17 protein-coding genes are annotated in these 18,755 nt (G+C 45.6%); 2 read left to right on the top strand and 15 right to left on the bottom strand.

Annotated features, from left to right (window positions below; all coding sequences use genetic code 11):
- Positions 1-49 precede the first annotated feature (49 nt).
- The 10 genes from ybeD to leuS form a co-directional block, all read right to left on the bottom strand.
- The gene (gene ybeD / locus R7E78_RS06860; RefSeq protein ID WP_005384135.1) at positions 50-328 is read right to left on the bottom strand and encodes a DUF493 family protein YbeD; all 279 of its coding nucleotides are present in this window, start codon (positions 326-328) and stop codon (positions 50-52) included.
- 139 nt (positions 329-467) lie between these two features.
- On the bottom strand, positions 468-1,646 hold the full coding sequence (locus tag R7E78_RS06855; RefSeq protein WP_005384132.1) for a serine hydrolase: 1,179 nt from the start codon (positions 1,644-1,646) through the stop codon (positions 468-470).
- Positions 1,647-1,737: 91 nt separating this feature from the next.
- On the bottom strand, positions 1,738-2,541 hold the full coding sequence (locus tag R7E78_RS06850) for a septal ring lytic transglycosylase RlpA family protein (protein WP_017635670.1): 804 nt from the start codon (positions 2,539-2,541) through the stop codon (positions 1,738-1,740).
- A 2-nt stretch (positions 2,542-2,543) separates the two neighbouring features.
- Positions 2,544-3,665: a rod shape-determining protein RodA gene (gene rodA, locus R7E78_RS06845; protein ID WP_005384128.1), complete on the bottom strand. Its 1,122-nt coding sequence runs from the start codon at positions 3,663-3,665 to the stop codon at positions 2,544-2,546.
- Positions 3,665-5,581, bottom strand: a complete 1,917-nt coding sequence (mrdA, locus tag R7E78_RS06840; protein WP_005384126.1) for a penicillin-binding protein 2 — start codon at positions 5,579-5,581, stop codon at positions 3,665-3,667. Before mrdA ends, rodA begins: the two co-directional genes overlap by 1 nt.
- Before the next feature lie 29 nt (positions 5,582-5,610).
- Positions 5,611-6,081 (bottom strand): 23S rRNA (pseudouridine(1915)-N(3))-methyltransferase RlmH, encoded by a 471-nt coding sequence (rlmH, locus tag R7E78_RS06835; RefSeq protein WP_017821762.1) that lies wholly within the window; start codon positions 6,079-6,081, stop codon positions 5,611-5,613.
- A gap of 4 nt (positions 6,082-6,085) precedes the next feature.
- On the bottom strand, positions 6,086-6,403 hold the full coding sequence (gene rsfS / locus R7E78_RS06830; RefSeq protein ID WP_005373015.1) for a ribosome silencing factor: 318 nt from the start codon (positions 6,401-6,403) through the stop codon (positions 6,086-6,088).
- A gap of 88 nt (positions 6,404-6,491) precedes the next feature.
- On the bottom strand, positions 6,492-7,511 hold the full coding sequence (holA, locus tag R7E78_RS06825) for a DNA polymerase III subunit delta (RefSeq protein WP_047102059.1): 1,020 nt from the start codon (positions 7,509-7,511) through the stop codon (positions 6,492-6,494).
- Positions 7,512-7,516: 5 nt separating this feature from the next.
- Entirely contained in the window at positions 7,517-8,056 is a 540-nt protein-coding gene (gene lptE, locus R7E78_RS06820) for an LPS assembly lipoprotein LptE (RefSeq protein WP_005373019.1), read from the bottom strand.
- 152 nt (positions 8,057-8,208) lie between these two features.
- The gene (gene leuS / locus R7E78_RS06815) at positions 8,209-10,782 is read right to left on the bottom strand and encodes a leucine--tRNA ligase (protein WP_005384121.1); all 2,574 of its coding nucleotides are present in this window, start codon (positions 10,780-10,782) and stop codon (positions 8,209-8,211) included.
- A gap of 153 nt (positions 10,783-10,935) precedes the next feature.
- On the opposite strand from leuS, the gene R7E78_RS06810 reads away from it, so the two are divergent.
- Entirely contained in the window at positions 10,936-11,406 is a 471-nt protein-coding gene (locus R7E78_RS06810) for a zinc ribbon-containing protein (protein ID WP_005373024.1), read from the top strand.
- Between the two features lie 83 nt (positions 11,407-11,489).
- On the opposite strand, the gene lnt is transcribed toward R7E78_RS06810, so the two are convergent.
- The 5 genes from lnt to miaB all read right to left on the bottom strand — a co-directional run bounded on the left by lnt (position 11,490) and on the right by miaB (position 17,108).
- The gene (lnt, locus tag R7E78_RS06805) at positions 11,490-13,007 is read right to left on the bottom strand and encodes an apolipoprotein N-acyltransferase (RefSeq protein WP_262591629.1); all 1,518 of its coding nucleotides are present in this window, start codon (positions 13,005-13,007) and stop codon (positions 11,490-11,492) included.
- A gap of 33 nt (positions 13,008-13,040) precedes the next feature.
- Positions 13,041-13,940, bottom strand: a complete 900-nt coding sequence (gene corC / locus R7E78_RS06800; protein WP_005384118.1) for a CNNM family magnesium/cobalt transport protein CorC — start codon at positions 13,938-13,940, stop codon at positions 13,041-13,043.
- A 105-nt stretch (positions 13,941-14,045) separates the two neighbouring features.
- Positions 14,046-14,510 carry an rRNA maturation RNase YbeY gene (ybeY, locus tag R7E78_RS06795; protein WP_005373030.1) on the bottom strand — a complete coding sequence of 155 codons (465 nt, stop codon included), beginning with the start codon at positions 14,508-14,510 and terminating at the stop codon, positions 14,046-14,048.
- Between the two features lie 2 nt (positions 14,511-14,512).
- A complete protein-coding gene (locus R7E78_RS06790; protein ID WP_005373033.1) occupies positions 14,513-15,610 on the bottom strand; it encodes a PhoH family protein in 1,098 nt (365 codons plus the stop codon).
- Between the two features lie 73 nt (positions 15,611-15,683).
- Positions 15,684-17,108 (bottom strand): tRNA (N6-isopentenyl adenosine(37)-C2)-methylthiotransferase MiaB, encoded by a 1,425-nt coding sequence (gene miaB, locus R7E78_RS06785; protein ID WP_005373038.1) that lies wholly within the window; start codon positions 17,106-17,108, stop codon positions 15,684-15,686.
- Between the two features lie 257 nt (positions 17,109-17,365).
- On the opposite strand from miaB, the gene R7E78_RS06780 reads away from it, so the two are divergent.
- Complete coding sequence (locus tag R7E78_RS06780) at positions 17,366-18,544, top strand: 2-octaprenyl-3-methyl-6-methoxy-1,4-benzoquinol hydroxylase (RefSeq protein WP_318057771.1); 1,179 nt, start codon at positions 17,366-17,368, stop codon at positions 18,542-18,544.
- Positions 18,545-18,755 lie beyond the last annotated feature (211 nt).

Here is an 18,755-nt window from a genome sequence, read left to right as displayed (position 1 = left end):
AAGAAAGCAGCCAAGGCTGCTTTCAAAAAAAATTTAATCTATCAAAAAATTATAGAACCATGCGTACGATGTCAATTTCACCTAACTCTTTGTACAGTGTCTCGACCTGCTCGATAGAGGTTGCAGTAATGTTGATTGACACAGAGTGGTAGTTGCCCTTAGCACTTGGTTTAACGGTCGGGCTGTAGTCACCTGGAGCATGGCGCTGAATAACTTCAAGAACAAGCTCTGGAAGTTCAGGCTTTGCATGACCCATTACCTTGTAAGTAAATGAACAAGGGAACTCAAGCAGGTCTTTTAATTTTGCATCAGAGTTGATGGTTAGCATATCGATAACTCCAGTAGATATTCGTTGCGGTGCGAAATAGTACAGTCAAATTAGGGGGAACTCAAGACGAGGAGCTCAAACTTAAAAAGCCGCCCATTCAGGCGGCTTTGCGAATAAGTTTGCTACTCTAATGTTCTTTTTAGAAGAAGCTCTTGAATAACAATACGATGTAATCCCACATGCGGCTAAATAGACTACCTTGCTCTACGGTTTCTAGTGCCATTAGTGGGTACTCGGCAATATCTTCACCATCGATCTGATAGTATAGCTTACCAACTACATCACCTTTATTAATTGGGGCTTCTAGCTCTTTTTCAAGGACGAAGCTTGCTTTTAGGTTTTTCGCTTCACCACGCGGTAGTGTTACGTAAGTATCTTGGTCAAGACCCAGTGCTACGGTGTCTTTGTTACCCATCCACACTTTTTCTTCTACGAACGTTTCACCTGCTTTGTGCGGTGCCACTGTTTCGAAGAAACGGAAGCCGTAGCTTAGCAGCTTTTTGCTTTCTGACTTACGAGCATTGGCATCTTTAGTACCCATAACGACCGCAACCAAGCGCATTTGACCTTCAGTTGCTGAACTTACTAGGCTGTAACCCGCATTACTTGTGTGACCCGTTTTGATGCCGTCAACGTTCATGCTCTTATCCCAAAGTAGACCGTTACGGTTGTATTGGGTGATGCCGTTGTAAGTAAATTTCTTCTCTGAGTACACTCGGTACTCATTTGGTACGTCACGGATAAGTGCTTTACCTAGCAGTGCCATGTCGTATGGTGTTGAGTACAACTCTGCGTTATCTAAGCCATGAACGTTGGCAAAGTGCGAGTTAGTCATACCCAATGTGTTGGCCCAAGCGTTCATTAGGTCAACAAACGCATCTTCTGAACCTGCAATATGTTCTGCCATCGCAACACAGGCATCGTTACCTGACTGGACGATGATGCCTCGGTTCAGGTCACGTACTTTAACTGTTGTGCCTACTTCAATGAACATCTTTGATGAATCAGGGAAGTTTTTCGCCCACGCATTTTTACTGATGGTGACATCATCATCTTCTGAGATATTACCACGCGCTAGCTCTTGGCCGATTACATAGCTGGTCATCATCTTAGTCAGACTAGCTGGAGACAATTTTGTGTTCATCTCTTTCTCTGCCAGTACTTTACCTGAATGATAATCCATCAGCACGTAGCCCTTCGCCGCGATTTGAGGGGCATCTGGAACAACGATAGGTGATGCAAGAGCAGATTGAGCGAAAGTTGCAGAAAGGGCAACCGAAGAAACGAGAATAGATTTCACAAACTTATTTTTATTCATGGTAATTCAAATTTTTGGGTTAACTGCAGACATCTTATCAGAATCCCTAGTTATGTAAGAGGGGGATCAAAGAGAAATTCATGACACGAGGTCATTTGGCAGTGTTGTGTTTTTTAATAAATGCAGACGAATAGCCGAGCAACTTTACTTTATCTAGTGTGGCTTGCGTCAGGGAATAGTCAGTAAATGGCCCTAACAACAAGCGATAAGACTCTTTCGCACTCTCTAGGAAAGTTTCTGTATCCAATTTTTGACCAAGCTCGGTACCTAAAGTTCGCGCGCGCTCTTCATTTTTTGATGATGCTACTTGAATAACGTACCTAGGGTGCGCTTCTAATGACTTTTTGTCCGTAGGCTGATTGATACTGATCACTTCAATTTCCACGTTCGCGGTGCCTGTTTTTATGACATCTAACTTGTGCGCGGCGGCATAGCTTAAATCAATGATACGGCCATCGTGAAAAGGACCTCGGTCATTAACTCGTACTATGGTGGTTTTGCCGTTGTCAGTATTGGTAACTTTTACGTAACTTGGTAACGGTAGCGTTTTATGCGCTGCCGTCATTGAGTACATGTCATAGATTTCGCCATTAGAAGTCAAATGACCTTGGAATTTTTTCCCATACCAAGATGCTCGGCCTTTTTCTTTAAAGCCTTTCGCATTGCGAACTATTTTGTAGTCTTTGCCACGCAAGTGGTAATCTTTGTTCCCACCTAGGCTGTACGGTTCATATTTAGGATGCGCATCCTCGATGTGTTCGACTGAAAGCGGTGTATCCGGTGCAACATCGGATTCGAGTTCGTAACGGCCTTCTTGTTCTTTTTGGCTAGTTGATGAACAGCCTGCCAAAATAAGAGCAGAGAAAACCAAGGAATATAAAGCGCGTTTTTGCATGTCTAGGTCGCCTTAGAGAATGCTTTTCGGTGCGTATGAATCGACATCAGAATACCAAAACCAGCCATCAAGGTTACCATTGATGTGCCGCCATAACTGATGAGTGGCAACGGTACACCTACTACAGGTAGGATGCCACTTACCATGCCAATATTTACAAAAATATACACGAAGAAGCTGAGTACAATACTGCCTGCCATCATTCGTCCAAATGCGGTTTGCGCTTGGCTGGCGAGATATAAACCTCGTCCAATAATAAATAGATAGATGGCTAAAAGGCAAAGGAAGCCAATCATACCCCATTCTTCAGCAATTACTGCAAAGATAAAGTCAGTGTGTCGTTCAGGAAGAAATTCTAGTTGTGACTGCGTACCTTGCAACCAACCTTTGCCGGAAATACCGCCGGAGCCAATCGCAATTTTACTCTGAATAATGTGGTAGCCCGCTCCTAGCGGATCAGACTCCGGGTTAAATAGAGTACGAACTCTCACTTTTTGATACTCTCGCATCAAGAAAAACCACAGAATTGGAATGAAACCACCTAATGCAATCGCAGCACCAGCAATTATTTTCCAGCTAATGCCTGCGAGGAAGATAACAAAAATACCGGAAGCCGCGATCAGGATTGAGGTACCTAAGTCAGGCTGTTTTGCAATGAGAATGGTTGGTAAGCAGACCATAATCAGTGCAACAATGAGTGTTCTTAGCGTTGGTGGGAGGGGCTGTCTACCAACATAGCGAGCCACCATTAATGGCACCGCGAGCTTCAATAGCTCTGACGGTTGAAAGCGCACAAAACCGAGGTTAAGCCAACGCTGCGCGCCTTTCGATGCTTCACCGAAAAACAGCACGCCGAAAAGCAGTATAACGCCACCAACGAACATCAAAGGTGCCAAGCTTTCGTAAGTTCGTGGAGAAAGCTGTGCAAGGACGAGCATCACAACGAGTGAAAGCACCATTCGCATGGCTTGGCGATCCATCATCAGTAAACTTTGGCCACTGGCGCTGTACATGATCACCAGGCCAAACCCCATCAGGGCCAGTATGCCAAGTAGGAGTGGTAAGTCGATATGGAAGCGTTCAAACAGGGCGCGATTTTTACCTGTAGAGGGATCCATCTTCATTACTGTTTTACCTCTTTCTTCGCATTGTTTTCAGGCTCAATTTCTTCTGGACCAAGAACGACTCGGTCAAAAATTTTCCTTACTACTGGGGCACCGTTACTAGAACCACCACCGGCATTTTCTAGTACTACAGTGACGACCACTTTAGGATCATCAAATGGTGCAAAGCCAGTAAATAACGCATGGTCACGTAAGTGCTCGGCGATCTCATCGGCGTTGTACTCTTCGTTTTCACCCAGACCGAAGACCTGTGCAGTACCTGATTTACCCGCTGTTTCATAATTCATTTTGTAGAATGAGCGACGAGCTGTTCCGCGCGTGCCATGGTTTACCCGACGCATGCCTTCTTTCGCCATATCCCAGTACTTTTTAGGCACATTCTTGATTGGTGGGTAAGTCACGTATTCTGTCGTTTGCTGCTCTTCGAAGTCGTTACCATTTTCTATCGTCGCTTTGAGCAAGTGAGGTGCGATCACTTCTCCCTCGTTTACTAATACGGAGGTTGCTTTGGCGATTTGCATTGGTGTTGCTGTCCAATATCCTTGGCCGATACCTACAGGGATCGTATCACCTTTATACCACGGGGTTTTATGGCGAGACATTTTCCAGTCACGAGTCGGCATGTTCGCCTTACTTTCTTCGTAGATATCAATGCCAGTGTAATCACCAAAACCGAACATCATCATCCAATTCGAAATACGGTCAATGCCCATGTCATAAGCGATTTGATAGTAGAAGGTATCAACAGACTCTTCGATCGACTTAATGATATCGACGCGTCCGTGTCCCCAACGCAACCAGTCCCGGAACGGACGTGTGTTAGAGTTTGGTATGCGCCAATAACCAGGATCATTTCGTGTGGTGTTAGGTGTGACGACACCTTCTTGCAGCGCGGCTACCGCCATAAATGGTTTGATGGTAGAGGCCGGAGGGTAAATGCCAAGTGTAGTGCGGTTGACCAAAGGACGGTTTTTATCGTTCAAAAGGGCGCGATAATCTTTACCTGAGATTCCGTGCACGAACGAGTTAGGATCGTAGCTAGGGCTTGAAACCATAGCCAGTACGCCGTTGTCTCTAGGATCGATTACTACAGCACTGCCTCGGCGGCCGTCCAACAATTGGTGTACGTACAACTGCAAGTTGATATCAAGGTTTAAAACGATGTCTTTTCCGGGTACAGGTGGAACGTACTTTAAGGTACGAATTACTCGGCCGCGGCTGTTTACCTCGACTTCTTGATATCCGGCTGTACCGTGTAAGAGGTCTTCGTAGTATTTTTCAATACCCAGCTTACCAATGTCGCGAGTGGCTTGATAGTTTGCGTCTTTTTCTTCTCGGATCAGGCGTTGCATGTCGCGATCATTAATTCGAGAAACATACCCAATCACGTGGGTTAAGACTTCGCTGAAAGGGTAGTAGCGCTTTAAGGTCGCACTTATTTCCACACCTGGAAAGCGGTACTGATTGACGGAGAATACCGCTACTTGTTTTTCGTTCAGTTGGGTAAGCAGTGGGACCGATTTAAATCGACGAGTCCGTTTACGCTCGTGGTGGAAACGTTCAATCTGGTCTGGTGTAATTTCCAGAATAGTTTGTAATTCTTGGATGGTTGCATCAATGTCTTTAATTTTTTCTGGGGTCAGTTCTAAGTTAAAGACGGGACGGTTCTCTGCCAGTAAAACGCCATTTCGGTCATAAATTAGACCTCGGTTAGGCGCGATAGGCACCACTTTGATGCGGTTATCGTTCGAGCGGGTTTGATAGTCTTGAAACTGGTTCACCTGAATGTTGTACATGTTGGCAACCAGAGCTCCCATCAAGACAACAATGCCGATAAAAGCAACAATAGCGCGGCTGGCAAACAGACGCGCTTCGGCTTGATAATCTCGGATTTGACTGCGGCGTTTACGAATCATTAACGCTTGGCTCTAAAGTTAAACAACGATTATTCGCGATGATAAGGGTGGTTAGCGGTGATGCTCCACGCTCGGTACAAGCTTTCTGCCATTACGATACGCACTAGAGGGTGGGGTAGCGTTAAGGCAGACAATGACCAGCTTTGGTCTGCTGCAGCTTTGCATGCAGGAGCGAGTCCTTCAGGACCGCCGATTAATATTGATACATCACGGCCATCTAATTTCCAAGCTTCTAACTGCTCAGCGAGTTGAGGAGTGTCCCATTTTTTACCTGGGATATCTAACGTGACGATACGGTTGCCTTTTGGTACCGCAGCGAGCATCGCTTCCCCTTCTTTTTGCAGGATGCGAGCGATATCGGCATTCTTACCACGCTTGCCAGCAGAGATTTCAATCAACTCCAACGGCATATCATGCGGGAAACGGCGACGATATTCTTGAAAGCCTTCCTCAACCCATTTTGGCATTTTTGTGCCAACAGCAATTAGTTGAATTTTCAAAAGATTAACCCCAGAGTTTTTCTAGCTGGTAGAGTTCGCGGTGCTCTTCTTGCATCACGTGAAGCATGGCGTCGCCCATATCAAGGACTACCCATTCACCTTCGTTTTCACCTTCCATTCCTAGTGGCTCAAGACCGGCTTTTTTCACCTCTGTTGCAACATGGTCAGCGATGGATGAAACGTGGCGTTTGGATGTACCAGTACAGATGATCATGTAATCTGTCACGCTTGATTTATCTTCCACATTTAGGACGATAATGTCTTCCGCTTTCATGTCGTCGGCTTTATCAGCTAAAAAGTCTTTCAGTTCTTCGCGAAGCACTCGGTTTTCCTCGGTTTGTCTCTTATCTCTACAGTGTTTTACATTCTTGCTTGCAAAACAGGTCGCGCACTATATCACGCTTTGATTTTTAAATTGCCAGCTTAATATCAGGAGAGCAGGTTTCTAAGCTCAACTGATGAATAGTTGGCCATACAGACTCGTCATACTGAGTTTTGGCTTTTATCTCGGCTTGAGCCAACAAGGAGAGCAATGCACAAATACGACTCGCTGATAAGCGGGCCAGTGCTGCGTTATAGAGTGGACGCTTGTTTTGCCAAACTCGATATTTCTCAAATACCTGGTTCATTCCCATTTGAGTTAAGTCTTGATGCATATTTAAAAGTTGGCTCAACTCTTTTTGTACACTTCGAATCAAGATCACGGTCTCAACCCCTTCCGCCTCAAGTTGGCGAAGAATACGTTGTGCACGGTTTGCTTTACCTGCCAGTAAGGCGTCGATCCAGTTAAAGGTAGTGAAGTGGTTATGGCGACTTAGGGCTTCCTCTAAACGTATGATGGTCAGCTCACCATCCGGGTAGAGTAGGGCCAATTTCTCTAAGCTTTGTGTCAATGCAAATAGGTTACCTTCATGCCATTGAGCCAACATTTGCAGTGATTGTTGATCGGGTTTTAGGCCCAACGTGCGGCAACGTGCCTGAATGAACATAGGTAAGCGTTGTAGATCTGGCGACAAACAGCTTACCCAGTCGCCTTTTGAGCTTAATGCTTTGAACCATTTCGCATTTTCTTGGGCTTTGGTCAGTTTGCTACCAACAATGACGAGCATGATGTCATCATGCAGCATATCACACAGTGTTTGCAGCTCTTTGCTGACGGCGGTTGTCACGCCACTCTCTGGAATTTCAAGCTCGATCAATTGACGGTTTGAGAACAGGCTCATCGCTTGGAAGCAATCGTAAACTTGATTCCAGTCGATGCTTGCGTCTACCGCAAAACGGTGTTTTTCCTCAAAACCTTGTTGAAACGCTGCCTTTTGGATTGCTTGGCGGCTCTCTTGAAGCAGTAACGGCTCATTACCAAAGATTAGGTAAACCTGTTTAACGTGTTTAGTTAAATGATCCGTTAATTTATCGGCATAAATTCGCATAGTGATTAAGAGTTTGTGTTCGCTGGCTCAGAGATTTGTCCTGCTTCATATTCGGCACGAATACGGCCCAACTGGCGCATCATCTGTTTTGCAGCTTGCAAGCGCATCTCGTCTTCAATTACGTCACGTTCAACAGATTTTGCAAGTGCCGTCAACGGGTTGTCTAGGTAGTTGCGGTTTACTGTTGTCGTAAAGTTTTTAGAGCCATAGCCAGGAATTGTCACACGGTATTTTACTACGTATGTCAGCTCTTTTTCTGCTGCACGGCTATTTTGATAAAGCGATAGTGTACGCTCATCGATTGTCGCTTCCGTCAAATGAAGGTTGGGTACCGTCGATGATGGTTGAACAAGTTCAACTTTGTTCAGTTCGAGTTGAGAGCGAACATAGCGAGTTAATTCACTGTATTCATCGTAGCTGGAGAAAGACATAGTGTGCAGCTCTTCCGGTACGGAATACTCGCCGCGAAGGTGAAAACCACAGGCAGAAAGAAGCCCCGCTAATACCAATACCACTGGTAGTTTAATCAAAGAGAAAAAGCGCATTGATTGTATTCATCCTAAATTGAAGGGGTTATTTACCTTAAACCACTCATGTGAATGGTTTGAGGTAAATAAACAGGGTAGAAAACTACCCTGTTTAATGACTCTTGGTTAACAAATAAGTTCGCTACACAGAGACAAATTGGCAGCTGCGATTAGTTTGCAACGATGTTCAGCAGTTTACCTGGAACGTAAATAACTTTACGAATAGTCAGGCCATCAGTGAACTTAACCACGTTTTCGTCGTTTAGACCAAGCTGTTCGATATCGTCTTTAGAGATATCAGCTGGGACTGTTAGCTTCGCACGTAGCTTACCGTTAACTTGAACAACGATAGTTTTTTCGTCTTCAACTAGCGCTTTTTCGTCAAACGTCGGCCATGCCGCGTTATCAATGTCTGTTTCACCTAGTGCTGCCCATAGCTCGTATGAGATATGCGGAGTGATAGGGTAAAGCATGACAACAATAGCTTTCAGTGCTTCGTCAAGGATTGCACGATCTTGCGCAGATTCTTGAGGCGCTTTCGCTAGTTTGTTCATCAGCTCCATGATCGCAGCGATCGCGGTGTTGAATGTTTGACGACGAGCGATATCGTCCGTCACTTTCGCGATAGTCTTGTGAACGTCGCGGCGAAGTGCTTTTTGATCACCAGAAAGCGCTGAGGTATCTACTGCTTCTGCTGCGCCTTTCGCTGTGTGCTCTTTAACTAGTTTCCAAACACGTTTTAGGAAGCGGTTCGCACCTTCTACGCCAGACTCTTGCCATTCAAGTGTCATGTCCGCTGGAGACGCGAACATCATGAATAGGCGTACTGTGTCAGCGCCGTACTTGTCTACCATTTCTTGAGGGTCGATACCGTTGTTCTTAGACTTAGACATCTTGATCATGCCTGAGTGCGTTACATCACGACCTTCAGTGTCTTTAGCAGAAGTAATGCGGCCTTTACCATCACGTTCAACGGCTACGTCTGTTGGAGCTACCCACTCTTTGCCGCCTTTCTCGTTCTCGAAGTAGAACGCATCAGCCAGTACCATGCCTTGACACAGTAGTTGCTTGAACGGTTCGTCAGAAGTTACGTAACCCGCATCGCGCAGTAGTTTGTGGAAGAAGCGTGAGTACAGTAGGTGCATACAAGCGTGCTCGATACCACCGATGTATTGATCTACTGGTAGCCAGTAGTTTGCTTTTTCTGGGTCTAGGATGTCGTCCGCTTGTGGTGAACAGTAACGCGCGTAGTACCAAGAAGATTCCATGAACGTATCGAACGTATCTGTCTCACGTAGAGCAGGTTCGCCGTTAAAGGTTGTCTTCGCCCACTCTTTGTCTGCTTTGATTGGGCTAGTGACGCCGTCCATTACCACGTCTTCTGGAAGAATCACTGGTAGTTGGTCAGCAGGTACTGGGTGAACTTCACCGTCTTCAGTCGTTACCATTGGGATTGGTGCGCCCCAGTAACGTTGACGAGATACACCCCAGTCGCGTAGACGGAAGTTTACAGTCTTAGTGCCTTTGCCCTCTGCTTCTAGCTTCGCTGCGATTGCGTCGAATGCCGCTTGGAATTCTAGGCCATCGAATTCACCTGAATCGAACAGTACACCTTTCTCAGTGTATGCTGCTTCAGAGATGTCTAGCTCGCTGCCATCAGCAGGCTTGATAACTGGCACGATGTCTAGACCGTACTTCGTTGCGAACTCGTAGTCACGTTGGTCGTGCGCAGGTACAGCCATTACCGCGCCTGTACCGTAGTCCATTAGAACGAAGTTTGCTACGTATACTGGTACTTCGCGGCCGTTCAATGGATGAATAGCAGTAAGGCCAGTTGCCATACCTTTCTTCTCCATTGTCGCTAGCTCAGCTTCTGCAACCTTGTTGTTCTTACATTCGTCGATAAACGCTGCAAGCTCTGGATTGTTCTCTGCTGCAAGAGCTGCAAGAGGGTGGCCGGCTGCGATACCCACGTAAGTCACACCCATTAGCGTATCTGGACGTGTTGTGTAAACTTCTAGGTCTTGTTGACCCTTAACTTCAAACTTCAGTTCAACACCTTCAGAACGACCAATCCAGTTGCGCTGCATGGTTTTCACCATTTCAGGCCAACCTTCAAGCTTGTCTAAGTCGTCTAGTAGCTCTTGAGCGTACTCAGTGATTTTGATGAACCATTGAGGGATTTCTTTTTGCTCTACAGGCGTATCACAACGCCAGCAACAACCGTCTTCAACCTGCTCGTTTGCAAGAACAGTTTGGTCGTTAGGACACCAGTTAACAGAAGAAGTCTTTTTGTAAACTAAACCTTTCTCGTAAAGTTTAGTGAAGAACTCTTGTTCCCAGCGGTAGTACTCCGGTGTACATGTTGCGAATTCACGGTTCCAATCGTAACCAAAGCCTAGAAGCTTAAGTTGGTTCTTCATGTATTCGATGTTTTCGTAAGTCCAAGGTGCTGGCGCAGTTTTGTTTTTTACTGCTGCGTTTTCTGCAGGTAGACCGAATGCGTCCCAACCGATTGGTTGCATCACGTTTTTGCCTTGTAGGCGTTGGAAACGAGATACTACATCACCGATAGTATAGTTGCGCACGTGACCCATGTGCAGTCGACCACTTGGGTATGGGAACATGGACAGACAGTAGAATTTTTCTTTATTTGGGTCTTCACTTACAACAAAGGTTTTGTTGTCATCCCAGTGCTTTTGAACTTTTTGTTCAATATCTTGTGGGTTGTATTGTTCTTGCATCGATGGTATCCGTTATCTTGGAATTTGTGAGTTCGGTTAGAACAGACTTAAATAGATCGTCATAGAATACCTAAAGCTAGGGATCACAACAATAGCCAATCTGTACCCATGCGCCCTTAAGTGACGCAGGTAGGAGAAAGATGGAGGTCAGTTATGCCTAAACGTAAAACAGGTTATGAGGAAATGCTCGAGGATGTGATTGAAACCTTGAAGCACAGTCCGGAAGAAGTTAACAAAGCGATTGAGACGTCGGGCAAAGTGGTGGATGCTGCTAATGACTTGACCAAAGATGAATTGGCTTTAATCAAAGCGTACCTTAAAGCCGACTTAAAAGAGTTTTCAGAGAGTTACGAGGACAGTAAAAGCGGCCCGTTTTACTTAACGATTGCGGACTCGATATGGCAAGGGCTGTTAGAGATTACAGACCGAACTAAAGTTGAGTGGGTTGAGTTGTTCGATGACTTAGAGCATCAAGGGCTATATGAAGCAGGAGAGGTGATAGGCTTAGGCACTTTAGTCTGTGATGAGTGTGGTCACAAGACAACGTATAACCACCCAACTGTAATCATTCCGTGTATTAAATGTGGTCACAAAGGCTTCACTCGTCAGTCATTAAAGCCATAAATGGCGAGTAACGACTGTATAATGCAATGAAGAAAAAAGAGGCTTAGTCGCCTCTTTTTGTCTTTTCTACTTTCAAGCTGTTATCAGCTCTGTTTTCTTCTTAAACCGAAAGTCAGCGCTAAACTTAACCCAACCCAAATATACAATGGCCAAGTACCAACGATTCGATATGGCGTTTTCCCATCGGTTGGGGTGAGCTCTGCGCGCAGTACTGCAGTTTCAAACTGCGGTACTTGCTCAACGATTTTACCTTTGTGATCGGTTACCGCTGTTAATCCGTTGTTAGTCGAGCGGATGAGCGGTTTGCCCAACTCTAAGGCACGCATACGGGCGATCTCCATATGCTGAAGAGGACCGATAGAGTGACCAAACCATGCATCGTTCGAAAGCGTTAGAATGAAGTCTGTTTCGTCAGTCACATTTTGACGCACTTGCTCATTAAAGATGATCTCATAGCAAAGCGCTGGTGCCATGTGCATGCCATTCGCAACGATGTTTGGCTGCACAAAAGCCCCACGGCTAAACGACGACATCGGTAGGTTAAAGAATGGCGCTAATGGGCGCAAAATATCTTCAAATGGTACAAACTCACCAAACGGTAGTAGGTGATGCTTATGGTAACGTTCGCTTAAATCGAAGCTGTAGTCACCGTATGGTGTGATGCCGAGGGACAGAATACTGTTGTAGAACTGTCGGTCGTCAGCTTGGTTGACGACACCGGTGATGATTGCGCTGTTATTCATTTTTGCAGCGCTGTCGATATTGCTCAAAAATGAAGGCACTTCAATTTCAAAAGCAGGAATTGCTGCTTCTGGCCAAACGATAATGTCAGCGTCCCAGTTTTCACGAGTTAAGTCAGCGTATTTCATGATGGTTGGCCAGCGTTGACTTGGTAGCCACTTTAGGTTTTGGTCTACGTTACCTTGAATCAGTGCGAGCTTAGTCGTGTCTTCTGGTCGGGGGGTTACCCAATCGTAGTTGCGAATCCCAAAGCCAGTACTGAGTAGTACCGCAGGGATAATCACCATCAGCCACTGCTTATGAATCCATGCATAGGCTAACGCCCCTGCGCTGATAAGGATAAATAGAGTAAGCAGTTCTACGCCGCCAATTGGTGCAAAGCTTGCGAGTGGAGCATCTATCTGGCTATAGCCTAGCCATAACCAAGGGAAGCCGGTCATCACCCAACCACGCAACCAATCACTGATCAGCCATAAAGCAGGTGCAGCGAGAAGTGCTTTTGTGAGCGTAAATTGAGAAAACAGCTTGTTGTTGAGCCAAGCAAATAAGCCTGAATAAACAGCCAAGTAGGCAACAAGTAAGCCCATTAAAAATAAATTGGCTATGAGCGGCATACCGCCAAAACCGGAGATACTGACGTAAACCCAGCTAACGCCAGTTGCAAATTGACCTAACCCCCAAGCATAACCAATCCATAGTGCGCGTTTCGGAGTTTGGTTAGCAAGAAGAATCAGTAGAATTGCAGGGCTAAGAATGGCAATAGGCCACAGCTGGTAAGGAGCGAAAGCGAGTGTAGTAGAGGCGCCAACAAAAGCGGCCACTAAGGGCCGCTTAAGGCGATGAAAGAGTTCATTCATCATTGTAATTTTCTGAGATTCCCAATGGGTATCGCGTTACTCTTGAGTGGCTTCAACCAGGGTTTCTTCGTCTGGGATCGTCACTTGGAGTTGAATGACACGACGGTTATCGGCAGCGGTGACTTTGAAGTTGTAGCCTTCAATTTCAACCAGTTCACCACGAGAAGGTAAGTGACCAAAGGCAGTCATGACCATACCACCAACGGTATCAACTTCCTCATCGCTGAAGTTGGTTCCGAATGTCTCATTAAACTCTTCGATGGTTGTCAGCGCTCTGACAGCAAACGTATGCTTGCTCAGCTTACGAATGTCCGTCTCTTCACTTTCATCGAATTCATCTTCAATATCCCCTACGATTTCCTCAAGGATATCTTCAATGGTCACAAGACCAGAAACACCACCGAATTCATCGACAACAATGGCCATATGATAACGTTCTTCACGGAATTCTTTCAGCAGTCGATCAACGCGTTTACTTTCCGGTACCACAACCGCTGGTCGAATGACTTCTTCGATATCAAATGGATTACTGCCTGAGCCTAAGTATTTAAGTAAGTCCTTCGCTAGAAGTATGCCTTCCACATGGTCTTTATCTTCGCTGATCACAGGGTAGCGAGAGTGTTGAGCATCGGTAATCAAAGCAACCAAGGTATCAAGGTCGTGAGTACGCTCAACTGTAACCATTTGCGAACGCGGGATCATAATATCACGCACACGCATTTCGGAGATTTCCATAACACCTTCAAGCATATCGCGAGTGTCATGGTCAATCAGGTCGTTAACTTCAGAGTCGCGGATAACATCCACAAGCTCTTGGCGATCTTTTGGTTCGCCCTGAAATAGTTGACCTAGACGTTCAAAGAAGGACTTTCTACTCGGACCTTCTGCCTTTTCTTTCTTATCTTCGTTAGAAGAGGGAGAATTATCTTCGTTCATTGTTTCTCAATTAAGTAACGCTATCAGAAGTGTGATAGCACACATAGAGAGGCGAACACGAGAGTCATTTAGGTGGTTCGCCTTTCCCTGTCGAGTGGCCAATAGCTACTCTTTTTCAGCAATGTAAGGATCTTCATAACCCATACCTTGCATTATTTCGGTTTCGAGGGACTCCATCTCTTCGGCTTCGTCATCCTCTATATGATCATAACCTAGCAGATGCAAGCTGCCATGTACAACCATATGCGCCCAATGTGCTAGCAGAGGCTTGCTCTGTTCAACCGCCTCTTTTTCAACAACTTGGCGGCAAATAATCAAATCACCAAGTAAATCTATTTCCATACCAGGAGGTGCTTCAAATGGAAACGACAACACATTAGTTGGTTTATCTTTGCCGCGATACTCATGGTTGAGCGTATGACTTTCTTGTTCATCAACAATACGAATGGTGACTTCGGCTTGTGGCTGGAAGAGAGGAATTGTCTTATCTAGCCACAATTGGAAATCTTGCTGCGAAGGCAGACCTTCTTCATTTTCGACTGCCAGTTGCAGATCAAGTTCAATCGCCATGATTATTCCTTAGTTGAAGCAACTTGTGCATTCAGTTCGGCTTTTGCTGCTTCTAGTAACTTCGCATCGCGTTCTTCACGACGGCGTTTCTCGAACTCTTTACGCTCTTTCTGGTCTTGTGCTTCCCACTTCTCGTACGCGTTAACGATACGAGCAACCACAGGGTGACGTACAACGTCGTCGGCTAAGAAGAAGTTAAAGCTGATGTCGTCGACTTCGCTTAGTACTTCAATAGCATGACGAAGACCCGATTTCGCACCACGAGGTAAGTCAATCTGCGTGACATCACCAGTGATAACCGCGCGAGAGTTAAAACCAATACGCGTTAGGAACATCTTCATCTGCTCAACAGTGGTGTTCTGACTCTCATCAAGAATGATGAAGGCGTCGTTTAGAGTACGACCACGCATGTAAGCAAGAGGAGCAACCTCAATCACGTTACGTTCAATCAGCTTCTCTACGCGCTCAAAGCCCAGCATTTCAAATAGGGCATCGTATAGCGGACGTAGGTATGGGTCGACTTTCTGGCTTAAATCACCAGGCAGGAAGCCCAATTTCTCACCAGCTTCAACCGCTGGACGAGTAAGTAGAATACGACGGATCTCTTGGCGCTCTAGTGCGTCAACAGCTGCTGCTACAGCAAGGTAGGTTTTACCTGTACCAGCCGGGCCAATACCAAAAGAAATATCATGCGTGACCATGTTAACCAAGTACTGCGCTTGGTTTGGCGTACGTGGTTTGATCACACCTTTCTTGGTTTTGACGAAGACTTCTTTACCATGCTCGATGTTAGACTCAGTATTCTGCTCAAGAACACCAGACTCTTTGATCGCTAGATGGATTTGCTCAGGCTCAATATCTGGGATCTCACCTCGTACAGGTGCGGTATCAACATATAGAGTTTTCAGGATATCCAACGCAGCTGATGCGGTATGAGGTTTACCGACAATCGTAAAGTGGTCACTACGGTGGTTAATTTCAACGCCTAGACGACGTTCTAAATGCTTGATGTTGTCATCGAATGGACCGCACAGGCTAGCTAGTCGGCGGTTGTCTGAAGGTTCTAGGTTAATTTCTAGAGTTACGATTTTATTGCTCAATGTTGCCTCTCATTTTTTGCCACTTAGTGAGAGCCTGATAACGACCAGGCTCTCTATGGCTATTTATACGAGCTTACGGCGTAAAAGTAGCTACACCCAGCTCATCTTCGCGACGTGTTTTCGCCATCATCTGCGTTGGGGAAATCACACTACGAAGATCCATGTCTTTTTCAGTACGTACTAGCTCACCACGCAGTGAGTTTGCAAATACGTCTACGATCTTCACATCAACGAACTGACCAATTAGGTCTGCACTACCTTCAAAGTTTACTACACGGTTGTTTTCTGTACGAGCGCGTAGTTCCATTAGGTTTTTCTTCGAAGGACCTTCAACTAGAACACGTTGTTCTGTGCCAAGCATTAAGCGAGAGTAACGCATCGCTTGAGCATTGATAGTTTGCTGTAGTTCGTAAAGGCGCTCTTTCTTCACTTGTTCTGACACATCACAAGGGTAATCCGCTGCTGGCGTACCTGGACGTGGAGAGAAAATAAAGCTGAAGCTCATGTCAAAGTCTACATCTTTGATTAGCTTCATGGTGTCTTGGAAGTCTTTGTCTGTCTCACCAGGGAAACCAACAATAAAGTCTGAACTGATTTGGATATCAGGACGAGCTTTACGCAGTTTACGGATGATCGATTTGTATTCGATAGCGGTGTGAGGGCGTTTCATCATCGTTAGGATACGGTCACTACCACTTTGCACAGGTAAGTGCAGGAAGCTCACAAGTTCTGGCGTATCTTCGTATACTGCGATGATGTCGTCTGTGAATTCTAACGGGTGGCTCGTCGTGAAACGAATACGGTCGATACCATCGATAGAAGCAACCAAACGAAGCAGTTCTGCAAATGAACAGATCTCACCATCGTGCATAGGACCACGGTACGCGTTTACGTTTTGACCCAGAAGGTTTACTTCACGTACGCCTTGTTCAGCAAGTTGGGCGATTTCGAACAGTACGTCATCCATTGGACGGCTTACTTCTTCACCACGAGTGTACGGTACGACACAGTAAGTACAGTACTTAGAGCAGCCTTCCATAATAGAAACGAATGCTGTCGCACCTTCAGCGCGAGGTTCAGGTAGGCGGTCGAATTTTTCGATCTCTGGGAACGAAATGTCCATAACTGGTGCATCATCGGACTGAGATTGTTTGATCATCTCAGGTAGGCGGTGCAAAGTTTGTGGGCCAAAAATAACGTCAACGTATGGTGCACGTTCACGAATATGGTCACCTTCTTGTGTTGCTACACAACCACCTACACCGATAACTACGCCAGGTTTTTTATCTTTTAGTGTTTTCCAGCGGCCTAGCTGGTGGAAAACTTTCTCTTGCGCTTTTTCACGGATCGAACAGGTGTTAAGTAGAAGTACGTCTGCTTCCTCTGGCTCTTCCGTCAGCTCGTAGCCGTTTGCAGCATTAAGCAGGTCGGCCATTTTTGATGAATCGTATTCGTTCATCTGGCAGCCCCAGGTTTTAATTAGCAGTTTCTTACTCATCTCACTTTCGCTCGTTCAGTTGTACTTAAATCGGAGAGCTATTGCTCAAATTATAGCCGCCATCACGGCGGTAAGCGGCGTATTGTACTGCTTTAAAAAGCACCTGACTAGTGATCTAGCTAATTCTCTGCAAAGCCTGATGAAATCTAGTTTTTCGCCCTATGCAGAACAAGGTTTTTTGTTAAACAATTTTGTAAAAATAGCCATGGAAAGTACAATAAAAAACGCCAATTAATCAGCACGATGAAGAGTGAAAAATGAACAAGTATGACATCGCCGTGATCGGTGGCGGTATGGTCGGGGCAGCCGTCGCTGTTGGATTTGCCAAGCAGGGCAGAAGCGTTGTCTTGGTCGAAGGTACAAAACCTAAAGTTTTTGATGCCGCTCAGGCGATGGATATTCGTGTATCTGCAATCTCGCACCAGTCGGTGGAGTTACTTGATTCACTCGGAGCATGGTCAGAGATCAAGAGGATGCGAGTTTGTCCTTATCGGCGCTTAGAAACTTGGGAGCACCCAGAGTGCCGTACTCGTTTTCACTCTGATGAATTGTCATTGGATCAGCTAGGTTACATCGTTGAAAACCGCCTAATCCAATTAGGTCTTTGGCAAGTCTTCTCTCAGTATGAAAATCTAACCGTGATGTGTCCTGAGCGATTAAAAGCCATTGAGTTTGCAGATGTAAATCTTGTGACACTAGAAAGTGGGGCGCAGTTTGAAGCTAACTGGGTGATTGGTGCTGATGGTGCAAACTCTAAAGTTCGTCAATTGGCTGGAATTGGTGTAACTGCGTGGGATTACCGACAACACTGCATGTTGATTAACGTGAAAACAGAATTGCCTCAGCAAGATATTACTTGGCAACAATTTACACCTTCAGGCCCACGTTCATTTTTACCTCTGTGCTCTTTGAGTAACGACAATGGTCAAGTAGTAGGCCAAGGTTCTTTGGTTTGGTATGACTCGCCTAAACGTATTAAACAACTGTGTGCGATGGGTAAACCTCAACTAAGGGAAGAAATCTTACGTCATTTCCCTGCTGAATTGGGCGATATTGAAGTTTTACAGTTTGGCTCATTCCCACTCACTCGTCGTCATGCGCAAAGCTACTCAAGCAAAAATTGCGTGTTAGTGGGTGACTCTGCCCATACGATCAACCCGCTTGCAGGGCAAGGGGTAAACTTAGGCTTCAAAGATGTAGACGTTCTCCTTTCGGTAACAGAACAACAAGAAAAGCTGGAAGATACCTTACTCGCGAAATACGAACGCGCACGTCGACCTGACAACTTACTCATGCAGACGGGCATGGACTTTTTCTATAAAGGTTTTAGCAACGATCTTGGGCCATTGAAGTTCGTACGTAATGCTGCATTGAAGCTTGCTGAAAACTCAGGGCCAATTAAGGCTCAAGTACTGAAATACGCGTTAGGTATGTAGTAAGCTACTCAAATCACAGATAGAAAAAAAGCGAGCCATGAGCTCGCTTTTTTAATTCGGCAAATCTAATGATTTCCCGAGTCCAGAACTAAAAAAAGAAAAAACCCAGCAAAGTCATGCTGGGTTTTCCGATAATGGTGCGGAAGGAGAGACTTGAACTCTCACACCTTGCGGCGCCAGAACCTAAATCTGGTGCGTCTACCAATTCCGC

It is taken from the genome of Vibrio sp. YT-19(2023) (assembly GCF_033337395.1).
This window is presented reverse-complemented; position numbering and strand designations above follow the sequence as displayed.